The organism is Nonomuraea endophytica, assembly GCF_014203235.1.
Taxonomy (GTDB): domain Bacteria; phylum Actinomycetota; class Actinomycetes; order Streptosporangiales; family Streptosporangiaceae; genus Nonomuraea; species Nonomuraea endophytica.
In genome coordinates this window covers 2,735-27,245 of record NZ_JACHIN010000022.1, presented here as the reverse complement: position 1 = coordinate 27,245, position 24,511 = coordinate 2,735, and the positions used below count along the sequence as shown (strand labels likewise).

The window sequence follows — 24,511 nt, the reverse complement described above, 5'->3', positions numbered from 1 at the left end:
TTCAGCTCCCTGACGAGGTGGGGACGGGGGTGGGACTGGGCACCGGCGGCTGGAAGTCGGTCACGCCGGTGCCGATGCCGTATTGGCCGGCCCGGCCGGCGATCTGCTCGCGCAGGGCGTAGACGCTGACGACGCGGCCGGCGGGCATGTCGAGGGTGTCGATGCTGGAGACCCGCTGGCCGATGTCGCCGGAGTCGCGCAGTTCGGTGATGACGCCGCCGGGGGCCACCGCGGTCGTGCTGCCCGCGATGAGCGCTCCCCTGCTCCCGGCGTCGAGGCCGGCGGCGAGGGAGACGAGCGCGCCCGCCTGCGCCTCGGCGCGCTCGCCCTCGAAGGGCTTGTCCGGCGCGAACACCACCGCGAGCGTGGCGCGCTTGTCGACGTCGCCTTCGACGCTGATGAAGCCGCCCTTCTCGAACGCGGCCAGCACGGCGGCGGTCTCGGTGTCGGCGGTGCCCGCCTGGGTGGGGTCGGCGGTGGTCAGCGTGGCGGCCAGGAGCTGGGCGACCTTGTCGTAGACGCTCGCGCCGGCGGTGTAGGTGAGGCCGGCGGGCTGGAGCTGGGTCGCCAGGCCGTCGAGGACGGCCTCGCTGTCGAGGGCGAGGAACTTGTCGGTGATCGTCACCCGCTGGCCGACGGTCGCGCCGGCCTGGTCGAGCACCTGCTGCTGCGCCTCGCGCAGGGTGGCGGTGGAGCCGGGCGTGTCGACCAGCAGCACCCGCTGGCCGCTGAGCCCGCCCGCCACCAGGGCCAGCACCGGGGTCATGTCCTTGACGAAGGAGTCGTTGCCGGCCTGGCGCCGGGCCAGGTCGTCCTTCTCGGCGCGCAGCTCGCTGTTGTTCTTGATCAGCCCGTCCGTGGTCTGCTTGGCCACCTGGATGGCCGGATTCTGCAGCAGCGTGGTGCCCATGACGATGCCGACCGCCAGCGCGAGAAAGATGGCGACGATGGAGACGAGGTGATAGCGAAAATCGATCACGAGAAAAGTCCGACCAGCCAGAAGATGAAGGCGTTCCAAAGGTCTTGCTGGCCGTTGAGCCAGGTCTGCCCGATGGGCGAGCTGAACAGGGCGACCCCCATCGTGACGAGCGCGGTGCCCACCAGCAGCAGCAGCTGCTGCGTGGAGATGCGGCTGCGGTAGAGCCGGCTCACGCCCTTGGCGTCGATGAGCTTGCTGCCGATGCGCAACCGGGTGAGGAAGGTGCTGGCCATGCCGGAGCGCCCCTTGTCGAGGAACTCCTCCAGCGTCCAGTGGGTGCCGACGGCGACGATGAGCTCGGCGCCCTTGTCGTCGGCCAGGAGCATGGCGATGTCCTCGCTGGTGCCGGTGGCGGGGAAGATGACGGCCTCGCGGCCGAGCTGGTGCACGCGCTCCAGGCCGGGCGCGCGGCCGTCGCGGTAGGCGTGCACGATGAGCTCGGCGCCGCAGGTGAGGGCCTTGGTGGAGACGGAGTCGAAGTCGCCGACGATCACGTCGGGCAGGTATCCGGCCTCCAGGAGCGCGTCCGCGCCGCCGTCGACGCCGACGAGGACGGGGCGGTATTCGCGGATGTACGGCCGGAGCGTGGCGATGTCCTCTTTGTAGTGGTATCCACGCACAACGATGAGAACGTGCCTGCCCTCGATGGGGGTGCGGATCTCCGGCACGCCGACTCCGTCGATGAGAAGCCTGCCCTCACCACGAACGTACTCCATCGTGTTGACGGCGAAAGCCTCAATCTGCACGGAAAGTCCGGCTCGTGCCTCGGCCATGGCGGCCTCGACGGTCTCCTCGGTCGCGACGTCGCCCTTGCCGACCATCTCCTCGCCGACGTAGACGATCCCGTCGCAGACGCGGACCGGTTCGCCGTCGGACACCCGCTCGAACAGCTCGGGCGTGGCGTTGTCGACGAACGGGATGCCGGCCTCGATCAGGATCTGCGGACCCAGGTTGGGGTAGCGCCCGCTGATGCCCGCCGCGACGTTGACCACGGCGGCGGCACCGCACGCGACGAGTGCCTCCGCGCTGACCCGGTCCACGTCAACATGGTCGATAATCGCAATTTCCCCCGGCCGGAGGCGCTTGGTTAGCCTCTTCGTCCGCCGGTCGATTCTCGCCACTGCCGTGAGGCCGGGAAGGTCACCGACCTTCCTGCCGCGGAGGCCCGGCAACTTGTTCCCCGGTACCTTCATCAAGACCATCCTGCCAGAGCCGGAGAGCCCGGGGGCCACGCACTGCGCGGCGTGTCTGATATGTCACGCAGAGTCGGCAGCGGCGAGCCCGAGCAATTCTTCCGCATGGGCCCTGCCCAGCTCGGAATCTTCCAGGCCTGCCAGCATGCGCGAGAGCTCGCGTACGCGGCCCTCGTGGTTGAGCGTGACGACGCCGCTGCGCACGACGCTGCCGTCACTGGCCTTCTCCACGACGAGATGCTGATCGGCGAAGGCGGCCACCTGCGGGAGGTGGGTGACGACGATGACCTGGGCGGTGCGGGCGAGCCTGGCCAGGCGGCGGCCGATCTCGACCGCGGCCTTGCCGCCCACGCCCGCGTCGACCTCGTCGAAGACGAAGGTGGGCACGGGGTCGGCGCCGGCGAAGACGACCTCGATGGCGAGCATGACGCGGCTGAGCTCGCCGCCGGATGCGCCCTTGTTCAGGGGCAGCGGCGGCGCGGCCGGGTGCGCGGCCATGCGCAGCTCGACCTCGTCGACGCCCTCGGGGCCGAACTCGGCGCTCCGGGAGAGCTGCACGACCACGCGGGCGTGCGGCATGGCCAGCGCGGTGAGCTCCTCGGTGACGGCCTCGCCGAAGCGCTCGGCGGCGGCCTCGCGCACCCTGGTCAGCTCGGCGGCCAGCTCGGTGAGCCGCTCGGTCAGCTCGTCGTGCTCGCGGGTGAGCTCGTCGATGCGCTCGTCGTCGCCTTCGAGCTCGGTCAGCCGCGCCGAGGACTGCTGCGCCCAGGCCAGCAGTCCGGCGCTGTCTTCGGCGTATTTACGGATCAGGCCGGTCAGCTGCGAGCGGCGCTCCTGCACGATCGCCAGCCTGGCCGGATCGGCCTCGATCGACTCCGCGTAGGCGGCCAGGTCGGTGGCCACGTCGGAGATGAGGTAGCCCGCCTCGGCCAGCCGGTCGGCCACCTGGGCGAGCTGCGCGTCGAAGTCGCGCACGCCCTCGACCGCCGAGCGGGCCTCGCCCAGCAGCGAGATCACGTCGTGGGTGCCGTCGGCGGACTCCATCGGGTCGCCGAGCAGCGCCGTGTGGGCGCCGGTGGCCGCGGTGCGCAGCGCGTCGGCGTGCGAGAGCCGCTCCTCCTCCGCGCGCAGCTCGACGTCCTCGCCGGGCTTGGGGTCGACCTTCTCGATCTCCTCCAGGCCGAAGCGCAGCAGGTCGGCCTCCTGGGCGCGCTCGCGCGCCCGGGTCGTCAGCTCCTCCAGCAGCGCGGCCACCTGCTTGTGCCGCTTGTACGCCTGCGAGTACGCCCGCAGCGGCTTGACCAGATCGTCGCCGGCATAGCGGTCGAGCGCGGCGCGCTGCCTGGCCGGCTGCAGGAGGCGCTGCTGGTCCATCTGCCCGTGCACGGCCACCAGGTCGTCGGCCAGGTAGGTGAGCGTGCCGACGGGGACGGTGCGCCCGCCCAGCCAGGCACGCGAGCGGCCTTCGGCCGAGACGGTGCGCGAGATGATCAGCTCGCCGTCCTCGACCTCGCCGCCGATGTCCTCGACCTGCTGGCCGACGCGGCCGCCGGCCTCGATGACCAGCGTGCCCTCGACGGTCGCCTTGTCGGATCCGGGGCGGATGCGCGACGGGTCGGCACGGCCGCCGAACAGCAGGCCGAGCCCGGTGACGACCATGGTCTTGCCCGCTCCGGTCTCGCCGGTGACCACGTTGAATCCCGGCGAGAGCTCGAGAACGGCCTCGTCGATGACACCCAGCCCCTGGATGCGGACCTCTTCGACCCTGGGTCGCACCGGCCACTCCTGTCGCTGCCTGCGTTTTACGGTCGCACCCGGCTTCGGAGCCCACTGTCCGAACACACGTGCGCAAGCGATCCTACGCGCTCCTGAGCCAATTGACTCAGGGACGCACCCTTCCGCGCCACCCCTGCACGGGAAGTTCGAACTTGGCGACCAGCCTGTCGGTGAACGGCGCGCCGGTGCTGTCGATGCCGTGCAGGCGGGCCACGCGCACCGGGTGCTCGCCGCGGCGGACCTCGACGCGGGTGCCGGTCGGCAGGTCGAAGCGGCGGCGGCCGTCGCACCAGAGCACGCCGCCCGGCGTGCCGGGCAGGATCTCGACGGCGAGGGTGGCGCGCGGCGAGACGACCAGGGGCTTGGCGAACAGGGCGTGGGCGCTGATCGGCACCATGAGCAGCGCCTCCACCTCCGGCCAGACGACGGGGCCGCCGGCGGAGAAGGCGTAGGCGGTGGAGCCGGTCGGGGTGGCGCAGATGACGCCGTCGCAGCCCCAGCGCGACAGCGGGCGGCCGTCGACCTCGGCCACGACCTCCAGCATGCGCTCGCGCTTTTCGACGGTGGCCTCGTTGAGCGCCCACGTGTCGGCGATGACCTGGCCGTTGAGCCGGGCGAGCACGTCGATGGTCATGCGCTCCTCGACGTCGTAGTTCCCGGCGACGACGCTGTCGACGGCGGCGGCCAGGTCGTCGACCTCGGCCTCGGCCAGGAAGCCCACGTGACCGAGGTTGACGCCGAACAGCGGGGTGCCGGCCGAGCGGGCCAGTTCGGCCGAGCGCAGCAGCGAGCCGTCGCCGCCCAGGACGATCATCACTTCGGCGTCCTTGGCCGCGCCGGGGTCGCACGGCACCACCTCGGCGCCGACGCAGCCGATCTCCACGGCCTCCTGCTCCAGCACGCGCACGGTGATCCCGGCGTCGACCAGGCGGTTGACGACCAGGCGGGCGCTCTCGACGGCGGCGCCGCGCCCGGTGTGCACGGTGACCAGAACGGTCCGGTTCATTGGGGCCCTTCTTCTACGGCGCGCTGGATCTCGGTGTCGAGGTTGGCGACCGGCGGCTCGCCCTCCCCCTTGCCCAGCCAGAGCAGGTATTCGACATTTCCCGACGGTCCCGGCAGCGGGCTGGCCGTGACGCCGCGCACCGCCAAACCTATGTCCTGTGCCTTGGCGGCCGCGTCGCGGACCGCCTGCGCGCGCAGCGCGGGATCGCGGACCACGCCGCCGGCGCCGACGCGCTCCTTGCCCACCTCGAACTGCGGCTTGACCAGCATGACGAAGTCGGCGGCGGGCGCGGCCACGGCGGCCAGCGCGGGCAGCACGAGCCGCAGCGAGATGAACGACAGGTCGCCGACGATCAGGGTGGGGGCCTCGCCGACCATGTCGGGCGTCAGGTCGCGCACGTTGACGCGTTCCATGACGGTGACGCGCTCGTCGGTCCGCAGCGACCAGGCGAGCTGGCCGTAGCCGACGTCCACGGCCAGGACGTGGGCGGCGCCGTGGCGCAGCAGCACGTCGGTGAAGCCGCCGGTGGAGGCACCGGCGTCGAGGCAGCGGCGGCCCTCGACGCTCAGCGCCTTGAAGGCCTCCAGCGCGCCGAGGAGTTTGTGGGCGCCGCGCGAGACGTAGTCGGGGCCGTCGGGCGACTCGGCCACGACGATGGCGGCGGCGGTGTCGACCTGGGTGGCCGCCTTGCCCGCGACCTGTCCGCCCACGCTGACCCGGCCGGCCTCGATGAGCTGGGCCGCCTGTTCGCGGGAGCGGGCCAGGCCGCGCCGTACGAGCTCGCTGTCGAGCCGGACGCGTCGGCTCACTGCTCGTCCATCGCGGCGAGGGTCTCCTCCAGCCCGGCGTACGCGTCGTCGTAGACGGCGGCGTGCTCGCCCACGGGCAGCCCGGACAGACGCTCCAGACCTGCGAGAACGGCGTCGACCCGCTCGTCGCCCGCCCCCTCCGGGATCTCAGTCATGACACGACCGTAACGCCTGGCGCCGACACCCGGCACCTCGGCAGGCGTGTCACACGTTATGCAGTCGTATGGAACGCTACGGTCCGTGTCAGTGGGGAGAAAGGAAGCGCATCCATGGCAAGCGTCGAGGAGTGCCGGGCCGCTCTGGCCAAGCTCGTCGCCAATTTCGACGAGATCAGCGACGAGGACCGCGCCAAGCACGTCGTCGAGCGGACGGTCAGCTGCCGTGTCTCCGACCTCGACGTCGTCTTCTACGGCCGGCTCAGCCACGACGGCCTGGACCCGTTCACGCAGGAGCCTCCGGCCGACGGCAAGGAGGCCGACGTGAAGCTGACCATCACCAGTGACGACCTGATCGCGCTGGTCGAGGGCGAGCTCGACCTGGCCAGGGCGTTGCTGGGCGGGCGGGTCAAGGTGGACGCCAGCTTCGGAGACCTCCTGCGGCTGCGGAAGTTGCTCTGATATGCTTAACGCATCCGTTAAGTACTTGGGGTGCGTCCATGGGAATGATCATCGACGTGGAGCGGCTCAGCCGCCGCTTCGGGCAGAGCACCGCTGTTGACGAGCTGACCCTCACGGCCGGCGCCGGTGAGGTCGTCGGCCTGCTGGGTCCCAACGGCGCCGGCAAGACAACGACCATCCGCATGCTGGCCACCCTGCTCCCGCCCAGCTCGGGCACGGCGCGGGTGTGCGGCTTCGACGTGGTGCGCGCGGCCGGCGACGTACGCCTGCGCATCGGCTACGTCATGCAGCAGGTCTCCCCGATGGGCTACTACATGCTCACCGGCCGGGAGAAGACCGAGATCGAGGCGGCCCTCTACCACGTGCCCAGGAAGCGGGTGAAGGCCAGGGCCGCCGAGGTCCTGGAGCTCGTGGGCCTGAGCGCCCACGCCGACCGCCTGGTGCAGGCCTACTCCGGCGGCATGCAGAAGCGGCTGGAGCTGGCCTGCGGCCTGCTGCACCGGCCCGAGCTGCTCATCCTCGACGAGCCGACGCTGGGCCTGGACGTGCAGTCGCGCCACCACGTCTGGGACCACATCAGGCAGCTCTGCCAGGAGGGCATGACCGTCCTGCTGGCCACCAACTACATGGACGAGGCCGACCGCCTGTGCGACCGGCTGACCATCATCGACCACGGCCGCGAGGTCGTCTCGGGCACCCCGGCCGAGCTCAAGGCGGCGATCGGCGCCGACAGCCTGGACGAGGTCTTCCTGCGCCACACCGGCCACGCGCTGCGCGAAGAGGCCGCGTGATGTGGGCCCAGGAGGTGCTGGCGCTGTCGCGGCGCTGGCTGCTGATGACCCTGCGCGAGCGGCTGAACCTGCTGTTCAGCGTGCTCCAGCCGGCGGTGTGGCTGGTGTTCTTCGCCGGCTCGCTGGGCGGCGCCATGGACGCCCGGGTCGTGGGCACCACCGACTATCTCGCCTTCGCGGTGCCCGGCATCATCGCCTTCACCGTCGTCGGCAACGGGGTGAGCGCGGCGATGCCGCTGCTGTTCGACAAGGAGACGGGCTACCTCGACAAGCTGATGAGCATGCCGATCAGGCGCAGCTCGCTGATCGTCTCGCGCTTCGTCTTCCAGATGGGCATGAACTCGGCGCAGGTGCTGGTCATCCTGCTCGTCGCGCTCGTGCTGGGGGTACGGCCGGCCACCGGCCTGGCCGGCGTGCTGGCGATCCTGGTCACCGCGGCGCTGCTGACGCTGGCGATGACGGCGGCGGCCATGGCGCTGGCCTGCGCGGTCCCCTCGCACGGCACGTTCTTCGCGGTGACCGGGTTCGCCTCGCTGCCGCTGCTGTTCATGTCCAACGCCTTCGTGCCGCTGACCGCGATGCCCGCCTGGATGCAGGTCGTGGCCAGGGCCAACCCGCTCACGTACGCGATCGAGGCGATGCGGCTGCTGATGCTGGACGGCTGGAGCGCCGGGCTGCCGGTGGCGATGGGCGCGCTGGTGCTGGCGTCCGCGCTGCTGCTCGTGGTGGGAGCGTGGCAGTTCGGACGCCAGACCAGCGAACGCGTCGCCTAGAGGAGCGGCTGCGCCCGGTCCAGGGCGGGCGGGCTCAGCGGCCCGGTGCCGAGGTAGGAGCGCAGGGCCTCGTAGTCGCGGGGCCCGCGCACGGTGTCGGTGTAGCCGGTGAAGGCGGTGTAGCCGTCGGCGCCGATCAGCGTGTAGGCCAGGGCGGCCAGCCGGTAGCCGCGGGCGGCGTCGAGCGGCTTGCCGTCGATGAGCACGTTCTCGACGCGCTCGCCCACCGGCTTCCGCACGTCATACGAGAAGCGGACATTTCCTGAAACGGCCAGCGGGGCGAACCGGACCGTCCCGTCCGGCTGCGTCTGCCACTGCTGCTCCAGCGCCTGATCGACCTGGGCGCCCTTCACCGACACGGTCAGCACCGGGTTGGCGTAGCCCCACGCCGCCCACGCCTGGGCGAAGGTGACCGCACCGGCCTTGAGGTCGCCGCGCAGCGAGTTGGAGCCCTTCACCGGCGCCACCGCGACCATCGCCAGGTCGGCGCCGTCGGAGGCGGCCTTCTCCGCGTCGGCCACGAGGTTGCCCAGCGTGCTCTCGCCGTCGGCGTCGCGCACCCTGGTCACGTCGCCGGTCAGCGTGCCGATCTGGCGGGCGCCGGTGACCTTGGCCTTGCCGTTCCAGTAGTCGACCATCGCGACCATCTCGGGGTCGGCGGGCACGTCGCGGGTGACGGGGTGGTTGCGCGCGGTCGTGGCCGGCCTGATCACGTCGCGGGTGCGGCGGTCGATCTTCAGGTTGATCTCGTTGATGAGCCGGCCGTGGTTGGCCGCCTCCACGACCGGGCGGAGGTTGCCCGCCGGGTCGGGCAGCGAGCAGTTGAAGAACCAGTGCCAGTGGCCGGTGACGATCGCGTCGATGTCGGGCGAGGCGTCGCGGGCGAAGTCCCAGATCGGGCCGCTCTTGGTCGGCCCGCAGCCGTTGAAGTCCTGGCCGGCGGCGCCGCCCTCGTGCACGTTGGCGACGATGGCCTCCACGCCCATCCGCTTGAGGATCGCGGCGTACTTGTTGGCCGTCTCCACCAGCGGCAGGTTGTCCAGCGTGGGCTGGTAGGAGGTCGAGCCGGCGACCGTCGTGGGCGTGGTGAGGTTGATGAAGCCCACCGGCACGCCCTGGAAACGCTTGATCACGAACGGCTCCAGCACCGGCCGGGTGCTGCCCTTGCGGGTCATGTTGGCCGAGGAGATCTCGTAGCGGGCGCCGGGGAAGCGCCTGCCGGAGGAGTCGGTGAAGCAGCTGTCCAGGCCGACCTCGCCGAAGCACCGGCCCTTGCCCATGTGGTCGCGGGTGAACTCCAGCGACCGGTCGAACTCGTGGTTGCCCGCCGCGGTGAACTGCACGCCGATCCGGTTCAGGAACTCGACGGTCGGCTCGTCCGCGTGGTGGGAGACCTCCACGGGCCAGCCGCTGAAGTCGTCTCCGGTGGTGAAGGTGACGGTGTTGCGCTTGCCGTTCCGCAGATTCTTCAGGTGGGTCGAGACGTACGGCGCGCCGCCCACCATCAGCGTGTTGCCCGCGCCGTCCTTGATCGTGCCGTCGGCGGCGTTGTTCTGCGGGGTGATGTAGCCGTGGAAGTCGGTGATGGACAGCAGTTGCACGTCGATGGGCTGGCGCCCGGCGGCGGAGGCGGGCTGCGCGGTGAGCGCCACGAGGGCGGCCGCGCCTATCAGCAGGGGTAAACGACGCATGGAGGATCTATCCCTTCGTTCCGGTGAATGCGATTCCGGCGATGAGCTGCCGCTGCATGATCACGAAGAGCACGATGACGGGCAGCGAGGCGACGATCGATCCGGCGAACAGGATCGGGAAGTTGGTCTGGAACTGGCCGCGCAGCGAGGCGAGCCCGGCGGCCAGCGTCATCTGCTCGGGATCGGTGTTGACGACGAGGGGCCACAGCAGGCTGCTCCACGACCACATGACGCTGAGCAGGCCGAGCGCCAGCAGCCCCGGCTTGACCAGCGGGAGCATGACGTGCCAGTAGATCTGCAGCGGGTTGGCGCCGTCGAGGCGGGCGGCCTCGTCCAGTTCGGTGGGCAGGGTGAGGAAGAACTGCCGCAGCAGGAACGTCCCGAAGGCGCCGAACAAGCCGGGCGCGATGAGCGCCTGCAGCGTGTTGAGCCAGCCGAGGCCCTGCATGATCTCGTAGCGGGGCAGCAGGAACAGCTCCTGCGGCACCATGAGCACGGCCAGGAACACCATGAAGATGGCGCCGCGGCCGGGGAAGCGCAGCCGGGCGAAGGCGAAGGCGGCCAGCGAGCACAGCAGCAGCTGCCCGGCGGTGATCGCGACGGTGACCACGACGGTGTTGAGGAACTGCCGCCCGAGCGGCACCGTCTTGAACACGTCGGCGAAGTTCTCCCACCGCCACGACGGCACGAGCACCGGCGGCACCCGCAGCGAGTCGCTGAGCGTCTGCAGGGAGACGATGAGCTGCCACACGAAGGGCGCCAGCATGACCAGCGCCCCGGCGATCAGCGTCACGTGCGCGGGCCAGGTCCTACGCATAGTGCACCCACCTCTTCTGCAGCCTGAACTGGATCGCGGTGAGCACGAGGATCAGGCCGAGCAGCACGACGGCGATCGCGGCCGCGTAGCCGCGCTGGTTCTTCAGGAAGCCCTGCTCGAAGAAGAAGTAGACGATCGTGCGGGCGCCGGGCAGCGCCGGGCTCTTGAGGTCGAAGATGAGGTAGACGAGGTCGAAGACCTGCAGCGCGTTGATCATGGTGATGACGATGACGAAGAAGGTGGTCGGGGTGAGCAGCGGCAGCGTGATGCGGAAGAACTGGCGCAGCCGCCCGGCCCCGTCGATCTCGGCCGCCTCGTAGTAGTGGCGGGGGATGCCCTGGAGCCCGGCCAGGAACAGCACCGCGTTGTACCCGATGGAGCTCCAGACGCCGACGAGGGCCAGGGCGTAGATCGCCACGTCGGGGTCGGCCACCCAGTACGGGCCGTCGATCCCGACCGCCGCGAGGAGCTGGTTGATCGGCCCGAAGTCGCCGTTGTAGAGGTAGCGCCAGGTCAGGCCCACGGCCGCGGGCATGGTGACCACGGGCAGGAAGTAGATCGTGCGGTAGAAGCCCAGCCCGCGCAGCCCGCGTACGTTGAGCAGCGCCGCGACCACGATCGACAGGGGCACGCCCGCCAGCATCAGCGCCGCGTACAGCAGCGTGTTGCCCAGCGCGCCCGTCATCTCCTCGTCGGCGGCGAGCGCGGTGTAGTTGTCCAGGCCGACCCAGGTCTGCCCGCCGAACACGCCGGACTCGGTGAAGCTGAGGTAGAGCGTCTGCGCGATCGGCCAGACGTAGAACACGGCCAGGCCCAGGGCCATCGGGGCGATCAGCGCGTAGCCCCAGAGCCGTTCTCTGCTTTTCACTCCTTCGCCAGGATCTCGTTCATCTTGACCGCGATGTCCTTGGCCACGTCGGCCGTCGGCCGCTTGCCCGTCCAGGCGTCGACCAGCAGCTTGTTCTGCACGTCCTGCCATTTCGCGGTGTCGAGCGTCACGGGGTACTCCACGCCGTGCGGCATCGAGCCCTCGAACAGGCCCTTCAGGTTGAAGTCGGGGTAGGCCTTGTAGAAGCCGTCCTGGGTGCCCTCGCGGGCCGAGATGGAGGCGCCGCCCGCGTCGCTGAAGATCTTCTGGCCTTCCTCGGAGGCGAAGAAGGCGGCGAAGGCGGTGGCCTCCTTCGGGTGCTCGGTCTTGGCCGAGACCGCGTTGGCCAGCGAGGCCACGATCACGCCTTCCTGGGCCGGGCCCTTGGGCAGCGGGACCAGGTCGACCCGGGACTTCACCTCGGGGTTGGCGGCGTAGGTGGCGGCGAACCAGGACCCGCCGTACTGCATGCCGATCTTGCCGGTCTGGAAGAGCTGCAGCGGCTCGGTGTCGTTGTAGACCTGGGCCTGCGGCGCGACCTTGTCCTTGATCATCAGGTCGGTCCAGAACTCCAGGCCCTGGATGGAGCCGGCCTCGTCGAAGCCGGACTTCTTGCCGTCGGCCGACAGCACGCGCCCGCCGGCCTGGATCATCGTGTTGTAGAACCCGCCCTGGTCCCACATCGGGGTCATGATGCCCCACTGCTTCTTGGCCGGGTCGGTCAGCTTCTTGGCGGCGGCCTTGACGTCGTCCCAGGTCCAGTCGGCGGTCGGATATTTCACGCCGGCGGCGTCGAAGAGCTTCTTGTCGTACCAGAGCGCGGGCAGGCTCACACTGAACGGCAGCGCCCACAGCTTGCCGTCGTAGCGGTATCCGGCGACGGTGGCCGGAGTGAAGCCGGTCGTCTTGCTCTCGTCGGCCGCGGCGATGACGCCGCCCTTGGCGTACATGCGGACGTTGAGGCTGCTCATCCAGAACACGTCGGGCGCCGCCCCGCCGGCCGCCGCGGTCTGGAGCTTGGTCCAGTACTGGTCCCAGGGGGTGATCTCCAGCTTGACCGTGACGCCGGGGTTGGCCTTCTGGAACGCGTCGATGATCTTCTGGGCGGCGGGGGCGTCGTTCTTCTCCCACAGCGCATAACTGATCTCGACGTTCCCGGACTTCTCCGGCTCGCTGGAACCGCAGCCGGACGCCAACAGGGCCAGTCCGAGCAGCCCGGCGATGGGCAGGCGCTTACGCATGGTCGTTCTCCAAACAGGGGGTGTGACTACGGCCATCGAAGGTTGGCCGTCCAGGCGGCGAGCTCTGCGTCGATCTCCGCCCGGGTCCGTGGGTGGCCCGGCGCGTCAGGACGCCGCTGCCAGGGGTGCGGCCCGCCGGCCGGGCGATACTCCACGCCCAGCGCGTCCAGCCGCCTTTCGTGTACGGCGAGGCGGCCGAGGAAGTCCTCGAAGTCGCGCCCGTCGTTCCACACCGCCTCCGCGAACGCGGCCAGGCGGGGGAAGGCCATGTAGTCCAGCAGCCGGGGCGAGTCGATGTGCTCGGTCCACAGCGCCGCCTGCGCCCCCAGCACCCGCTCGCGTTCGGCCGCCGAGAGCCCGGCCGGCACCGGGTCGAACCCGTGCACGGCGCGCAGCCCGGTCACGCTGCCGATCGCGACCGGCTCCTGCTCGCCCTCGGCCTGCCGGAAGTCCAGGTAGGTCTCGGCGAAGGGCGAGACCACCACGTCGTGACCGGCCCGCGCGGCCATGGCCGCGCACGCCTGCCCGCGCCAGGCGGCCACCGTCAGGCCGGGCGGCAGCCCGCCGGCCAGCAGTTCGTCCCAGCCGACGGGCTTGCGGCCGCGGGCGATGAGGTAGTCGGTGAAGCGGCGCACGAACCAGCTCTGCAGTTCCTCGGCGTCGCGCAGGTCCAGCTCGCGGATGCGCTCCTTGGCGGGGACGCTCTCGTTCCACTGGCCCTTGGGCACCTCGTCGCCGCCCACGCACACGTACGGGCCGGGGAAGAGCTCCAGCACCTCGTCCAGGACGTCCTTGAAGAAGGCGATGGTGGCGTCGGCGACGTTGAGCACGTTCTCGCCGACGCCCCACTCGGTGCGCACCGGCAGGGTCGCGTCCAGGTTGCCGAGCTCTGGGTAGGCCGCGATGGCGGCCTGCGTGTGACCGGGCAGGTCGATCTCCGGCACCACGGTGACGAAACGGTCGGCCGCGTAGGAGACGATCTCCCGTATGTCGTCCTGGGTGTAGTAGCCGCCGTGCGGGCGGCCATCCCATCTGCGGTGCTTTTTCGCGCCGAGAGGGGACTCGTGGCGCCAGGCGCCGATCTCGGTGAGCTTCGGGTACTTCCTGATCTGCAGCCGCCAGCCCTGGTCGTCGGTCAGGTGCAGGTGCAGGACGTTCAGCTTGTGGGCGGCCAGCAGGTCGATGTAGCGCAGCAGGTCGTGCTTGGGCAGGAAATGCCGGGCCACGTCGATCAGGCAGCCGCGCCAGCCGTACCGGGGACGGTCCTCGATCGTGACGGCGGGCACCCGCCACGGCCCTTCGGCGGTACGGCCGGCGCGGAAGGCGGCCGGGCCGAGAAGCTGGCGCAGGGTCTGGGCGCCGTAGAAGGCGCCGGGTGCGGTGGCGGCCTCGATGAGGACGCGGCCCGGGGTGGCGGTGAGGCGGTACTCCTCCTCGGCCAGGCCGCTCACCTGGCGGAACTCGATGCCGCCCGGGCCCTCCGGCAGGGATAAGCCGGTGGCGGGAGTGAGCGCCTCGCGCAGCCAGGCGGCGGCGCGGGCCAGGGCGGGGTCGGCGGTGAGCGTGGTGGCCGGGCCCAGGCTGAAGACGCCCTGCCCGGGAACGGCGGCGACGGGCGCGGGGACGAGCGTCACAGGGTCACCACCGTGCCGCTCTCGCGGGCTCTCTCCGCCGCCCACACCAGCAGGTGCCCGGCCAGGGCGTCGGTGGCGTCGCCGCCGAGCCCGCTCTGGTCCCGGGTGGCCACGGCGTCCACGAACGCCTCCACGAGACCGCCGTCGCCGCCGCCGTGCCCGTCGGCCAGCGACGCGCCGCCGCCCGTGGCGTCCACGGTGTGCTCCTCGCCGGTGCGGAAGTCGACGACCCTGATCGATTCGCCGTCGCCCTCGGCGTAGCCGTGCGAGCCGAAGACCCTGGTCTTGCGGTGTTCGAGCGGGGTGAAGGCGGTCATGGTGAAGGCGACCGTCGCGCCGCGGGCGAACTCCACGATCACGACCTGCTGGTCGACCACGTCGTTGTCGGCCGCGTAGACACAGCGCCCGTACGGCCCCGTCTCCAGGGCCCGGGTGACCCCGGCCACGCTGGCGTCGGCGGTCACCGCGCCGAGCGGCCAGAACTCCTTGTCCGGGTCCCCGATCATGTCCAGGTAGAACCGCTTGGCCGAGTACGGGCAGGCCGATTCGATCTCCAGCGGGCACGACACGCAGCGGTCTGCGGCGCCGTCCGGCCGGTTCTCGGGACGGAAGTGGATCAGCGAGCCGAAGGAGGCGACCCGGGCGGGCTCGTCCCCGACGACGTGCAGCAGCCAGTCGAGGTCATGGCACGACTTGGTGAGCAGCATCGGGCCGGATCCGGCCACGTTGCGCCACGCCCCGCGCACGAACGAGTGCGCCTGATGCCACCACCCCACCGGCTCCAGGTGCTGCACACTGGCGATCTCGCCGAGCACACCGGAGGCCAGGACCCGCTTCAGCTCTCTCGTGTACGCCGTGTAGCGCAGCACGTGGCCCACGGCGAACACCACCCCGGCCCGCTCGACCGCCTCGACGATCCGGCGGGCCTCCTTCTCGGTCGGAGCCAGGGGCTTCTCCAGCAACATGTCGTAGCCGAGCGCGGCGAAGGCGACGGCGGGATCGGCGTGCTGGTGATCCTGGGTGGCGATGACCACGGCGTCGGCCAGCCGCGGCACCGCGGCCAGCTCCTCCCAGCCGGGGAAGCAGGCCTCCTCGGGCAGCCCGTGCTCGCGGGCCACGGCCGCGCGGCGCCCCGGATCGGGGTCGGCCACGGCCACGACCCGGGCCCGGCCGGAGGCGGCCGCCGCCCTGGCGTAGATCTGCCCGCGCGCTCCGGCGCCGGCGATCGCGATGGTTACGGTCATCGATGTGTTCCACTCCCGACTTATGTGGGAGTCCATAAATATTCATGGATGGCCGGTCGTGGTCAAGCCCCAGATTTCGGTGTGGCGTAGACGTCGCTGGCCGTACATAATGAGGTTTCCATCAAAAAGGAGGCCCGGACGTGCACGTCAGCGGTGGGGACCTGCAGCGGCTGCGACAGCTGAACTCGCTCAGCAGCATCCGCGCCCTGCGCGACGCGCGCCGCCCGCTCACCCTCACCGAACTCGCCGCCCACACCGGGCTCTCCCGCGGCTCCATCGTCGACGTCGTCACCGACCTGCAGGAACGCGGCTGGATCGCCGAGGTCGAACCCTCCCCCGGCGGCATGGGCCGGCCCGCCCGACGCTACCGCTTCCGCGCCGACGCCGGGCACGTCCTCGGCATCGACATAGGCGTGCACAAGGTCCTGGCCACCATCACCGACCTCAACGGCAGGGCCGTCGCCAGCGGCCGCACCTCCGTCAGCCCCGGCACCCCGCGCGAACAACGCCTCGACGCCATGAACCGGGCCATGGACGCCGCCCTGATCGCCGCCGGCCTCACCTCCGACCAGATGTGGGGCGTGGCCGCCGGCAGCGTCGGCGTCGTCGACCGCGAAGGCGTCATAACCCGCGTCGAAGCACTGCCCGACTGGGCCGGCACCGACCTCGTCGGCCACCTCGCCGCCCGCCTGCCCTGCCCCATCACCATCGAGAACGACAGCAAGCTCGCCGCCCTCGCCGAACAACGCCTAGGTGTAGCCGCAGGCGTACGCGACCTCGTCTACCTCCACGCCGGCCGCCGCCCCGGCGCCGCCCTCATCCTCAACGGGCGCCCCTACCACGGCTTCAGCGGCGCCACCGGCGAGGTGGGGCTGATGGAGATCACCGGCTGGCGTACCATGACCGACCACCTGGAATCCTGCCCGGCCGCCGCCGGGGCGCCCGCGGAGGACGCCGCCGCCCTCGTCTTCGGCGCCGCCCGCACCGGCGACCCCGCCGCCCGCGCCGCCGTCGAGGCCTACGCCCAAGACCTGGCCCTGGGCACCGCCGCCATGGTCCTCACCCTCGACCCCGAAGTCGTGGTGCTGGGCGGCGGCTTCTCCCGTTCGGCCGACGTCCTCCTCGCCCCCCTACGCGAGGCCCTCGCCCCCCACTGCCTGCGAGTACCGGAGATCCGGCCTTCCACGTTGGGCGAGGAATGCGTGGTCCTGGGGGCAGCCTGCCTGGCCCTGGACCACATCGACCACATGTTCTTCTCCCCAGAAGGCGCCCTCTCTCCCCCCACCGCCCCCCAACGGCCCACCCCCGCCTAACCCCCCCACCCAGCACGCTGCCGCGACGCCTGTGCTATCCCACCCGCCACCAACTGGCGACCGCCTCGATGCTGGGCTTCGGCCCGACACCCGTGTTGCCCTATGCCTCGGCCCGCGCCACCGAACCCACGCATCCCCGCACCCCGCCCCTCGGCCACTTACCCCACGCCCCAGCGCCCCCGGCTGGTAGTGCCCAGCGTCCGATCCACCACACGGCGCCCCATCTCGCCTGCGGGCATCCCAAGCCCGAGAGCCGCCTGCCGATCCCGGGTCCCTGAGGTCTGCCGACGTCAGCCGGCCTGGAGGCGTTCCAGCACCGGTTTGACGCTGTCCTCATCCACGCGTCCCGCCCCGGCAGCCTCCCAGGCCGCCTCACAAGCCGTCCGGAGCCCCTCGATCCAGGTCCCGTCACCCTCCAGGCGAAGGCTCCCGTCGACCCAAGTGGCCCGCCAGCCCCGCCGTACCTCGGGATAGTCCTCACCCAAAGCCCGCAGATCCTCCGCGACATAAGTGGGCCGGTGCTCAGGCGCGGCCGTCAGCACGTCAAGCGGGCCCGCCACCCCCGTCAGCACCAGCAGACTGTCCACCCCCGCATTACGCGCGCCCTCGATGTCGGTGTCGAGCCGATCCCCCACCACGAGCGGCCGCTCAGCCCCCGTCCGCAACATCGACTCCCGATGCAACGGCGGCGCCGGCTTACCCGCATAAACAGGCTCAACCCCCGTAGCCGTGGCAATAACCCTCACCATTGCCCCATTGCCCGGCAATACACCCCGCCCGGACGGCATGGTGCTGTCCCCATTGGACGCCACGAACAGCGCTCCCTGCCGCACCGCCAAAGCCCCCTCAGCCAGCAACCCGTACGACAACCCGGCCGCGATCCCCTGCACCACCGCCACAGGCTGATCCATGGCGGTCGTCACCACCCGAAGCCCCTGATCCCGTACGGCCAGCCGCAACCCCGTACCACCCACCACCAGCACCCGAGCCCCAGGCTCGAACCGCTCAGCGATCAACCGAGCCGCCGCCTGCGCCGAAGTGACCACGTCCTCGCGCTCCGCCGGCACTCCCAACTCCCGAAGATGCCCCGCGATGGCAGCGGGAGTCCGCGAAGCATTGTTCGTCACATAAGCCAGCCGAGCCCCCCGCCCCTTGGCCGCCACCAACGACTCAGCCGCCCCAGGCACGGCACGAGCCCCCAGATAGACAACCCCATCAAGGTCAAGCAGCAAAGTGTCGTACCTCTCGACCAGCACCGCATATCCCCTAACCCGCGACCAACACCGCCAGCGACTCTAACCCCGCACCCCTACCCACCCGCCAACCAACCCCGCCGACCACAACCAGCCCGAGGTTCAGAACCGAAGCCGGTGCCAATGCCGGAGAAGAAGGAGCACGCGGCGACGACAGATCGCCCGCAGACGAAACCCAGTAAGAACCGCAGACACAGACCCACACGGACCCTGGGCAGAGCTCCGGAGCGTCAGAAGATCGACGGCCGCCCAGCACCCGCCCGCACATACATCAAGCACCCGCGCAACACCCAGCCCGACCAAGCAGAGAACCGGCACGCCACCGAACCCCTCACATAGCCCGCCGAGCCCGCAACGTCGCCCGCACATTCCGCAAAGCCGTCACATAGTTACGCTCATCCGGCCGCATGGCCACAGCGATAGCAAGCGGCTCCTGAGCCGCTTCCATATCCCCCGTACGCCACAACGACAACCCAAGCCCAAAATAGGCGTAATCCTCAGCCGGATTGGCATCCACAATCCACCGAAAGGTATCCGCAGCCTGCACATACTGCCGCGAGTTGAACTGCGCCCGGGCCAACGCCTCCCGAATGCTGCGCGACTCCGGCTCAGCAGCCACCGCACGTTCCAGAAGCGACGCGGCAGCAGCCGGACTGCCCTCCTGAAGAAGCTTCACCCCACGCTGGTACCAGTCATAAACCTCCCCTGAAGGCACTCCGGGGGAATCATCAGGGACGTTTCTGCCTTGGATCATGCGTGAGGGCTCCTTCATCGAACGACGGCAGTTCCGCGCGATTCCCGGAGAGAACGGGCATCGCCGGGATATGGGGGCAACCCGGGGAAGACTCGGACCTCTATGGGAGCATGCCCGGTATGGGGACTCCTGAACTACCGGTGCCAGATGGGCTAATGCTGCGCCCCTTCCGCGGTGTCCGCTTCGCCGTGGACGACCCCGGGGCGGTCACTTCACCGCCCTATGACCTGATTTCGGACGACGATGTCCAGGCTCTCCTGGACTCCCATCCCAACAATGTCGTCCGCCTCATCCTTCCCCGCCCCCCTGCCCACCCCACCCCCCCACCACCGGCCCCCGCCCCCGCTCCCACCCCCAACCCACCCGGCACACCTTCCAGCGACCCGCCCAACCCACCCGGCGCACCCTCCAGCCACCCAGCCAACACACCCGGCGCACCCTCCAGCCACCCAGCCAACACACCCGGCGCACCCTCCAGCCACCCAGCCGCCACCACCCAGAGCACGCCCCACCCCCCGGCCGCCACCACCGGCCCCCAACCCACGCTCCAACCGCCCCCCGCAGACCCGCACAGCGCGGCCACCGAAGGCCCGCAAGCCACAGCCCCCGCTAGCGAGCAGCCCACGGCCACCGAGCCCCCGCATGCCCCAGGCCCCGCAGACATCCAGCCCAAGGACGCCAAGCCCAGCACGGACAGGGACGCGGACAGGGACACGGACACGGACACGGCAGACCAGCCCAGCGCGGAAACCACAGGCTCGCGAACCACGGACAACGCAGAGCACGGCAGGGACACCACCGACCCGGAGCCCGAGGGCACCGCAGAGCAGCACGGCGCGCACACCGCCGAGCAGCACGGCGCGGACACCGAAGTCCCGCCCAGCACGGCCCCAGCCTCCCTGCCCACCTCCACCGTCCGTGGCCCCGCGGTCTCCGCACGCCTCGACGACGTCAGGCAAGCTTCCGCCCAGCGATACGGCGCAGCCCGAGACGCCCTGCGCACCTGGCTGGCGGACGGCGTACTGGTCCGTGACGACCACCCGGCCCTGTACGTCTACGAGCAGCGAGCCCCAGGCATGCTGCAACGCGGTCTGATCGGCGACGTAGGTCTGGCCGCCCCGGAGCAGCGCATCATCCTCCCCCACGAGAACGTCATGCCCGGCCCCGTAGCCGACCGCCTGGCCCTCATGAGCACCACCCAGGCCAACCTCGAACCCATCCTCCTCCTCTACAACGGCAACGACCCCACCGCGGCCCCAAGCACACACTCAGACCCCAAGGACACCCCGACAGCCGGATACCGGGGCAGCGGAACGTCCGGCTCGGCAGCCCGGCAGGGCAGGGCGAGCCGCCTGGTCGACGAGGTCGCCACCACCCGACGGCCCCTGGTGACCGCCCAGACCACCGACGGCGTACGGCACAGCCTCTGGGCCATCACCGACCGGGCCGAGATCGACGCCGTGAACGCCGATCTCCGCCACCGCCAGGCGCTCATCGCCGACGGCCACCACCGCTACGCCACCTACCGCGAACTCCAACGCGACGAGCACGCCCGCCGTACAACCACCCCCAAACCACCCGAACCAACAGGCCAGCACGCGGCGACCAGCCCAACCCCGGCCCCGAACGCGCCCGACACCACGAACAGACCCGGCACGCCCACCAGCCCGGCCGACACCACGAACAGGCCAGGCACATCGACCGGCCCGGCCGACGCTGGTGACAGACCCGCGTCGCCGAGTAGCCAGGACCGTGCAGACCGCACCTCCGGCACGCAGGACCAGGCCTCCGGCCCATGGGACTTCGGGCTGGCCCTGCTCGTGGACTCCGACGCCTACCCGCCGGATCTCAAGGCGATCCACCGCGTCATCCCCGGGCTCCCCCTCGAAGAGGCGGCCGCCCGAGCCAAGGGCGCATGGCGAGTCCAGGACTTCGCGGACCTGCCCTCCGCACTGGCGGCGCTGCGGGAGGCACGGGAACCGGCGTTCCTGCTGGCCGGAGAAGGCGGCGGCCATCTGCTGACCGACCCGGATCCGGTGCAGCTCGCCCGTGCCATGCCGGCAGACCGCTCGGCGCGGTGGAACGCGTTGAACACCTCTGTCCTGACGGAGTTCGTCATGCCCAGGGTGTGGGGCATGCGGGACGACGAGGTCGACGTCCGAATCGTGCACCACGACGCGCAGGCCGCGGCGGACCTGGCCGCCACCACCGGAGGCACGGCGGTGATCCTCAACGCGCTGGCTGTCGACGACGTGCTCGCGGTGGCGGCCGAGGGTGAGCGGGTGCCGCGCAAGTCCACGTCGTTCGGGCCCAAGCCGCGAACCGGACTGGTGCTGCGTACGCTGGACGCCGACTGATCCGGGCGAGGCGGCTCAGCACGTGACCACCGCCTCGGCCGCGGGGACGGGTGCTCGGGTGGCCGAGGCGACCTCGACCACGTACCGCCAGACCTTGGCATGCGGCGGACCGTAGATGCGGCAGCGGATGGCGCCGCTGACCTCCATGCGGTCGCCGGACGCCAGGCCCTCGACGAACGCGGTGACATCGGGGTCGTACGTCACACACCGGATCGTGTCGACGACCGCGCGCGGCCGTGGCTGCGGGCGGCGGACGACCAGCCGCCAGGCCGTCTGCGTGTCGCCGCTCGGCATCTCCCTGTGCTCCGGCGCGCCGGACAGCTTGCCGGTCAGCTGGACGTCGTTGTGGTCCATCTCGGGCTCCCTCGTCGGTGAACTGGCCGAGATCACTCTTTACGATGAGGGCATGGCCGGATCGGCTCGAGCGCCGTTCTGGGGATTGTGGTGAGCGACTCGGGAGTGCTTGTGGACAACATCACCGCCCTTGGCGGCGACGTGTACGAGATCGACACGAAGATGGCCGGATACTCCGGGATCACCGCAGGCTATTTGATCCTGGGTGACCGGCCATGCCTGGTCGAAACGGGCACCTCGACCTCCGCGCCGGTCGTGCGGGACGCGCTGACCTCGCTCGGCGTGGGACCTCAGGACCTCGCGACGGTCGTCGTCACCCATATCCACCTCGACCACGCGGGCGGAGTGGGGGACATGGCGAAGTACTTCCCGTCCGCGCAGATCGTGGTGCATGAGAAGGGCGCGCGGCATCTGGCCGATCCGTCGAGGTTGATGGCCAGTGCCCGGATGGTGTGGGGCGATCGGCTGGACACGCTGTTCGGCGAGCTGACCCCCACCGAGGCCGAACGCATCGTCGCCCTCGGCGACACCGGCGCCATCGACCTGGGCAACGGCCGCACACTCAGCAGCCACTACTCCCCCGGCCACGCCAAACACCATGTCGGCCTGGTCGATTCGGGCACCGGCGACCTCTATGTCGGCGACGCCGCCGGGGTCTACCTCCCCGAGACCGGCGACCTCCGCCCTGCCACCCCGCCGCCCGACTTCGACCTGGCAACGGCACTCAACTCGATCGCACTGTTCGAGGCGTTGGGGCCGCAACGGCTGCTGTTCAGCCACTACGGACCGGTCGATGCGGTTCAGGAGACTCTGGAGAGGTCCGCGGAAGAACTCCGCGTCTGGGTGGACATGACGCGCCAGGCCCGTTCCGAGGGGATGGACCTGGATCACGCCGTCGCCATGGTCCACGAACGCACCAAGGAGCGCTACCTCGCGCTCAAGACCGACGACGAGACCGCCGAGCAGTTCGAACTGCTCAGCGGCGCGGCCTCCAACGTCGCCGGAATCCTCCACTGGCTCGACCGCGTCTCGCCGTGAAAACGGCGCCGCCCGCCGTACCCCAGAAAAATTCCACGGTACGGCGGGCGGCGCCGCAGGTCAGGACTCGGTCTTGCCGTCCTTGGGCTCCGGCGAGTCGAGAAGGTCGCCGAAGTCCGGCTCGATGAACGCGGGCGTGATACCGGCCGCGGCCGGAGCCTCTTCGTCCGGCTTGTCGGCCTCCGGCTCCGCTTCGGCCACAGGCTCCGTCACCGCCTCGACCAGGTCCGCGGCGTCGTCAGCCGCAGGCTCGTCCTCGACAGCGTCGACGGGCTCGTCGACCTCCTCCGCGGCGGGCTCTTCCACAGACTCGACGTCCGCGGCGGCTTCCTCCACAGCCACGGCCTCGTCGCCCTCGGGCTCGTCCGTGGCCTCGGGCTCGTCGCCGCCCAGCAGGTCACCCGCCTCCGCGAAAGCCGCCGAGTCGGACACCTCCTCAGCCTCGACATCGGTCTCGGCGTCGCCGTCGAGGTCCTCGTCGTCCTCCTCAAGGTCCTCGATGACCGCTCCGGTCAGCTCCGCGTAGCGCTCGGCCGCGTCCGTCTCGCCGTCCTCGTCGAAGGACATGGCCCGCGCGAACCAGTCCGTGGCCGCCTCGCCATGCCCGGCCTCGGCCAGCGCGTCCGCATAGGCGAACGCCAGCCGTGCCGACCAGGGACGCGACTGCGGGTCACGCAGTTCGGGCAGCCGCTGCAGTGTGATGACCGCGGCGTCGTGCTGCCCCAGGTCCCGGCGGGCCCCGGACTCCACGATCGCCAGTTCGATCCGCCCGGCGCGGTCAAGCCGCTCCGCTTCCGGCGAACGCACCAGGTCAAGCGCCCGCTCAGGCCGCCCGAGTCCGCGCTCGCAGTCCGCCATGACCGGAAGGTACGCATCCGACCCGGTCAGCCGCCGCGCCGCCCGCAGATCACTGAGCGCCTCGGCGAAATGCCCGGCCCGATAGGCAACGATCCCCGCGGCCTCCCGCACCACCCCGATCCGGGCCGCGAACCGCCGCCCGACCTTGGTGTGCTCGTAAGCCTGATCCGGGTCGTCCTCACCAAGCGCCCGCTCGGCCGCGACCAGATGCCTGGCCACCAGGTCCGCGAGGTCGACGGGCAGGGCGCGCAGCTCGTCGCGTACCTCCTGGTCGAGCTCGTCCGCGGTGATGTCAGCCGGCATCTCGGGCAGCGGCTCACGCTCGCGCGTCTCTTCCCGCTCGGGCTTGCCGAAGCGCGCCCGCGACCCACTGTCGCCATCGCGCGAGAACGGCCGGGCACGGTCGGAGTCACGCCGCTCCTCGCCGCGCGAGTCCCGCTCGTCACGGAATCCGTCGGTACGGCGGGGCGCCCGGTCATCCCGGTAGCCCCCCTCACGACGCGGCCCACGATCATCGTCACGACGAGGACCACGGTCGAACCCGCCCTCACGGCGCGGACCGCGATCAAACCCGCCCTCACGACGGGGACCACGGTCGTAGCCTCCTTCGCGACGCGGCCCGCGGTCGAAACCGCCCCGGTCATCGCGAGGCGCACTGTCTCCACGCGGACCCCGGTCGTCGCGGCGCGGACCGCGATCGAACCCGCCCTCACGGCGCGGACCACGGTCATAGCCGCCTTCACGACGAGGACCACGATCGTCATCACGACGCGGACCGCGGTCGTAGCCGCCCTCACGCTGCGGACCCCGGTCATCCCGGCGAGGACCGCGATCGTAGCCACCCTCACGACGCGGACCGCGATCGTCATCACGACGGGGGCCCCGATCATCCCGACGGGGACCACGGTCGTAGCTGCCCTCACGCTGCGGACCCCGGTCATCACGACGCGGACCACGATCGAACCCGCCCTCACGGCGCGGACCACGGTCATAGCCACCCTCACGACGAGGACCACGATCGTCATCACGACGCGGACCGCGATCGTAGCCGCCCTCACGCTGCGGACCCCGGTCATCACGACGCGGACCACGATCGAACCCGCCCTCACGGCGCGGACCACGGTCATAGCCACCCTCACGACGAG

At 70.8% G+C, this 24,511-nt stretch carries 23 protein-coding genes; 7 read left to right on the top strand and 16 right to left on the bottom strand.

Annotation, left to right across the window (positions count from 1 at the left end; all coding sequences use genetic code 11):
• Position 1 precedes the first annotated feature (1 nt).
• From HNR40_RS48250 to HNR40_RS48225, 6 genes are all read right to left on the bottom strand, one after another.
• Positions 2-979, bottom strand: coding sequence for a copper transporter (locus HNR40_RS48250; protein WP_184974061.1), 978 nt, complete (start codon positions 977-979; stop codon positions 2-4).
• Positions 976-2,172 (bottom strand): putative cytokinetic ring protein SteA, encoded by a 1,197-nt coding sequence (steA, locus tag HNR40_RS48245; protein WP_184974059.1) that lies wholly within the window; start codon positions 2,170-2,172, stop codon positions 976-978. The genes HNR40_RS48250 and steA overlap by 4 nt, the downstream gene beginning before the upstream one ends.
• Positions 2,173-2,235: 63 nt before the next feature.
• Positions 2,236-3,948, bottom strand: a complete 1,713-nt coding sequence (gene recN / locus HNR40_RS48240; RefSeq protein WP_184974057.1) for a DNA repair protein RecN — start codon at positions 3,946-3,948, stop codon at positions 2,236-2,238.
• A gap of 106 nt (positions 3,949-4,054) precedes the next feature.
• The gene (locus tag HNR40_RS48235) at positions 4,055-4,954 is read right to left on the bottom strand and encodes an NAD kinase (RefSeq protein WP_184974055.1); all 900 of its coding nucleotides are present in this window, start codon (positions 4,952-4,954) and stop codon (positions 4,055-4,057) included.
• A complete protein-coding gene (locus HNR40_RS48230) occupies positions 4,951-5,763 on the bottom strand; it encodes a TlyA family RNA methyltransferase (RefSeq protein WP_184974053.1) in 813 nt (270 codons plus the stop codon). Before HNR40_RS48230 ends, HNR40_RS48235 begins: the two co-directional genes overlap by 4 nt.
• Positions 5,760-5,918 (bottom strand): hypothetical protein, encoded by a 159-nt coding sequence (locus HNR40_RS48225; RefSeq protein ID WP_184974051.1) that lies wholly within the window; start codon positions 5,916-5,918, stop codon positions 5,760-5,762. The genes HNR40_RS48230 and HNR40_RS48225 overlap by 4 nt, the downstream gene beginning before the upstream one ends.
• A 114-nt stretch (positions 5,919-6,032) precedes the next feature.
• On the opposite strand from HNR40_RS48225, the gene HNR40_RS48220 reads away from it, so the two are divergent.
• The 3 genes from HNR40_RS48220 to HNR40_RS48210 are packed head-to-tail and all read left to right on the top strand — an operon-like array spanning position 6,033 to position 7,944.
• A complete protein-coding gene (locus HNR40_RS48220) occupies positions 6,033-6,380 on the top strand; it encodes an SCP2 sterol-binding domain-containing protein (RefSeq protein WP_184974048.1) in 348 nt (115 codons plus the stop codon).
• A gap of 38 nt (positions 6,381-6,418) precedes the next feature.
• Positions 6,419-7,171, top strand: a complete 753-nt coding sequence (locus HNR40_RS48215) for an ABC transporter ATP-binding protein (protein ID WP_184974046.1) — start codon at positions 6,419-6,421, stop codon at positions 7,169-7,171.
• Positions 7,171-7,944, top strand: coding sequence for an ABC transporter permease (locus tag HNR40_RS48210; protein ID WP_246510742.1), 774 nt, complete (start codon positions 7,171-7,173; stop codon positions 7,942-7,944). Before HNR40_RS48215 ends, HNR40_RS48210 begins: the two co-directional genes overlap by 1 nt.
• On the opposite strand, the gene HNR40_RS48205 is transcribed toward HNR40_RS48210, so the two are convergent.
• From HNR40_RS48205 to HNR40_RS48180, 6 genes are read right to left on the bottom strand one after another with little or no spacing between them, the layout of a single operon-like run.
• Positions 7,941-9,635 carry a bifunctional metallophosphatase/5'-nucleotidase gene (locus tag HNR40_RS48205; RefSeq protein WP_184974042.1) on the bottom strand — a complete coding sequence of 565 codons (1,695 nt, stop codon included), beginning with the start codon at positions 9,633-9,635 and terminating at the stop codon, positions 7,941-7,943. The genes HNR40_RS48210 and HNR40_RS48205 overlap by 4 nt on opposite strands.
• A gap of 7 nt (positions 9,636-9,642) precedes the next feature.
• Positions 9,643-10,452: a carbohydrate ABC transporter permease gene (locus HNR40_RS48200; protein ID WP_184974040.1), complete on the bottom strand. Its 810-nt coding sequence runs from the start codon at positions 10,450-10,452 to the stop codon at positions 9,643-9,645.
• Complete coding sequence (locus HNR40_RS48195) at positions 10,445-11,320, bottom strand: carbohydrate ABC transporter permease (RefSeq protein ID WP_312896807.1); 876 nt, start codon at positions 11,318-11,320, stop codon at positions 10,445-10,447. The genes HNR40_RS48200 and HNR40_RS48195 overlap by 8 nt, the downstream gene beginning before the upstream one ends.
• Positions 11,317-12,561 carry an ABC transporter substrate-binding protein gene (locus tag HNR40_RS48190; protein WP_184974036.1) on the bottom strand — a complete coding sequence of 415 codons (1,245 nt, stop codon included), beginning with the start codon at positions 12,559-12,561 and terminating at the stop codon, positions 11,317-11,319. The genes HNR40_RS48195 and HNR40_RS48190 overlap by 4 nt, the downstream gene beginning before the upstream one ends.
• 26 nt (positions 12,562-12,587) lie before the next feature.
• Entirely contained in the window at positions 12,588-14,195 is a 1,608-nt protein-coding gene (locus HNR40_RS48185; RefSeq protein ID WP_184974034.1) for a beta-N-acetylhexosaminidase, read from the bottom strand.
• Positions 14,192-15,439, bottom strand: a complete 1,248-nt coding sequence (locus HNR40_RS48180; RefSeq protein WP_184974031.1) for a Gfo/Idh/MocA family protein — start codon at positions 15,437-15,439, stop codon at positions 14,192-14,194. Before HNR40_RS48180 ends, HNR40_RS48185 begins: the two co-directional genes overlap by 4 nt.
• Positions 15,440-15,579: 140 nt before the next feature.
• Between HNR40_RS48180 and HNR40_RS48175 the strand changes: the two genes are divergently transcribed.
• The gene (locus HNR40_RS48175) at positions 15,580-16,752 is read left to right on the top strand and encodes an ROK family transcriptional regulator (protein WP_184974030.1); all 1,173 of its coding nucleotides are present in this window, start codon (positions 15,580-15,582) and stop codon (positions 16,750-16,752) included.
• Positions 16,753-17,042: 290 nt separating this feature from the next.
• Here HNR40_RS48175 and HNR40_RS48170 read toward each other — a convergent pair whose 3' ends face one another.
• Positions 17,043-18,008, bottom strand: a complete 966-nt coding sequence (locus HNR40_RS48170) for an HAD-IIA family hydrolase (protein WP_184974028.1) — start codon at positions 18,006-18,008, stop codon at positions 17,043-17,045.
• A gap of 328 nt (positions 18,009-18,336) precedes the next feature.
• Positions 18,337-18,759 (bottom strand): tetratricopeptide repeat protein, encoded by a 423-nt coding sequence (locus HNR40_RS48165; protein ID WP_184974026.1) that lies wholly within the window; start codon positions 18,757-18,759, stop codon positions 18,337-18,339.
• 110 nt (positions 18,760-18,869) lie between these two features.
• Here HNR40_RS48165 and HNR40_RS48155 point away from each other — a divergent pair, with 110 nt between their 5' ends.
• Positions 18,870-21,116, top strand: a complete 2,247-nt coding sequence (locus HNR40_RS48155; RefSeq protein ID WP_312896806.1) for a DUF1015 family protein — start codon at positions 18,870-18,872, stop codon at positions 21,114-21,116.
• Positions 21,117-21,131: 15 nt separating this feature from the next.
• Here HNR40_RS48155 and HNR40_RS48150 read toward each other — a convergent pair whose 3' ends face one another.
• Positions 21,132-21,470 carry a single-stranded DNA-binding protein gene (locus HNR40_RS48150; RefSeq protein ID WP_184974024.1) on the bottom strand — a complete coding sequence of 113 codons (339 nt, stop codon included), beginning with the start codon at positions 21,468-21,470 and terminating at the stop codon, positions 21,132-21,134.
• A gap of 111 nt (positions 21,471-21,581) precedes the next feature.
• Here HNR40_RS48150 and HNR40_RS48145 point away from each other — a divergent pair, with 111 nt between their 5' ends.
• Positions 21,582-22,508, top strand: coding sequence for an MBL fold metallo-hydrolase (locus HNR40_RS48145; protein WP_184974023.1), 927 nt, complete (start codon positions 21,582-21,584; stop codon positions 22,506-22,508).
• Between the two features lie 60 nt (positions 22,509-22,568).
• Here HNR40_RS48145 and HNR40_RS48140 read toward each other — a convergent pair whose 3' ends face one another.
• On the bottom strand, positions 22,569-23,669 hold the full coding sequence (locus HNR40_RS48140; RefSeq protein WP_246510732.1) for a hypothetical protein: 1,101 nt from the start codon (positions 23,667-23,669) through the stop codon (positions 22,569-22,571).
• On the opposite strand from HNR40_RS48140, the gene HNR40_RS48135 reads away from it, so the two are divergent.
• A partial coding sequence (locus HNR40_RS48135) for a hypothetical protein (RefSeq protein ID WP_221341755.1) occupies positions 23,574-24,511 on the top strand: 938 nt, incomplete at its 3' end. The genes HNR40_RS48140 and HNR40_RS48135 overlap by 96 nt on opposite strands.

Excerpts from the sequence above, each read along its gene's own strand:
- steA (WP_184974059.1), bottom strand. The coding sequence starts at position 2,172 with ATGAAGGTACCGGGGAACAAGTTGCCGGGCCTCCGCGGCAGGAAGGTC.
- HNR40_RS48235 (WP_184974055.1), bottom strand. The coding sequence starts at position 4,954 with ATGAACCGGACCGTTCTGGTCACCGTGCACACCGGGCGCGGCGCCGCC.
- HNR40_RS48225 (WP_184974051.1), bottom strand. The coding sequence starts at position 5,918 with ATGACTGAGATCCCGGAGGGGGCGGGCGACGAGCGGGTCGACGCCGTT.
- HNR40_RS48220 (WP_184974048.1), top strand. The coding sequence starts at position 6,033 with ATGGCAAGCGTCGAGGAGTGCCGGGCCGCTCTGGCCAAGCTCGTCGCC.
- HNR40_RS48215 (WP_184974046.1), top strand. The coding sequence starts at position 6,419 with ATGGGAATGATCATCGACGTGGAGCGGCTCAGCCGCCGCTTCGGGCAG.
- HNR40_RS48210 (WP_246510742.1), top strand. The coding sequence starts at position 7,171 with ATGTGGGCCCAGGAGGTGCTGGCGCTGTCGCGGCGCTGGCTGCTGATG.
- HNR40_RS48205 (WP_184974042.1), bottom strand. The coding sequence starts at position 9,635 with ATGCGTCGTTTACCCCTGCTGATAGGCGCGGCCGCCCTCGTGGCGCTC.
- HNR40_RS48200 (WP_184974040.1), bottom strand. The coding sequence starts at position 10,452 with ATGCGTAGGACCTGGCCCGCGCACGTGACGCTGATCGCCGGGGCGCTG.
- HNR40_RS48190 (WP_184974036.1), bottom strand. The coding sequence starts at position 12,561 with ATGCGTAAGCGCCTGCCCATCGCCGGGCTGCTCGGACTGGCCCTGTTG.
- HNR40_RS48180 (WP_184974031.1), bottom strand. The coding sequence starts at position 15,439 with ATGACCGTAACCATCGCGATCGCCGGCGCCGGAGCGCGCGGGCAGATC.
- HNR40_RS48165 (WP_184974026.1), bottom strand. The coding sequence starts at position 18,759 with ATGATCCAAGGCAGAAACGTCCCTGATGATTCCCCCGGAGTGCCTTCA.
- HNR40_RS48155 (WP_312896806.1), top strand. The coding sequence starts at position 18,870 with ATGCCCGGTATGGGGACTCCTGAACTACCGGTGCCAGATGGGCTAATG.
- HNR40_RS48150 (WP_184974024.1), bottom strand. The coding sequence starts at position 21,470 with ATGGACCACAACGACGTCCAGCTGACCGGCAAGCTGTCCGGCGCGCCG.
- HNR40_RS48140 (WP_246510732.1), bottom strand. The coding sequence starts at position 23,669 with ATGCCGGCTGACATCACCGCGGACGAGCTCGACCAGGAGGTACGCGAC.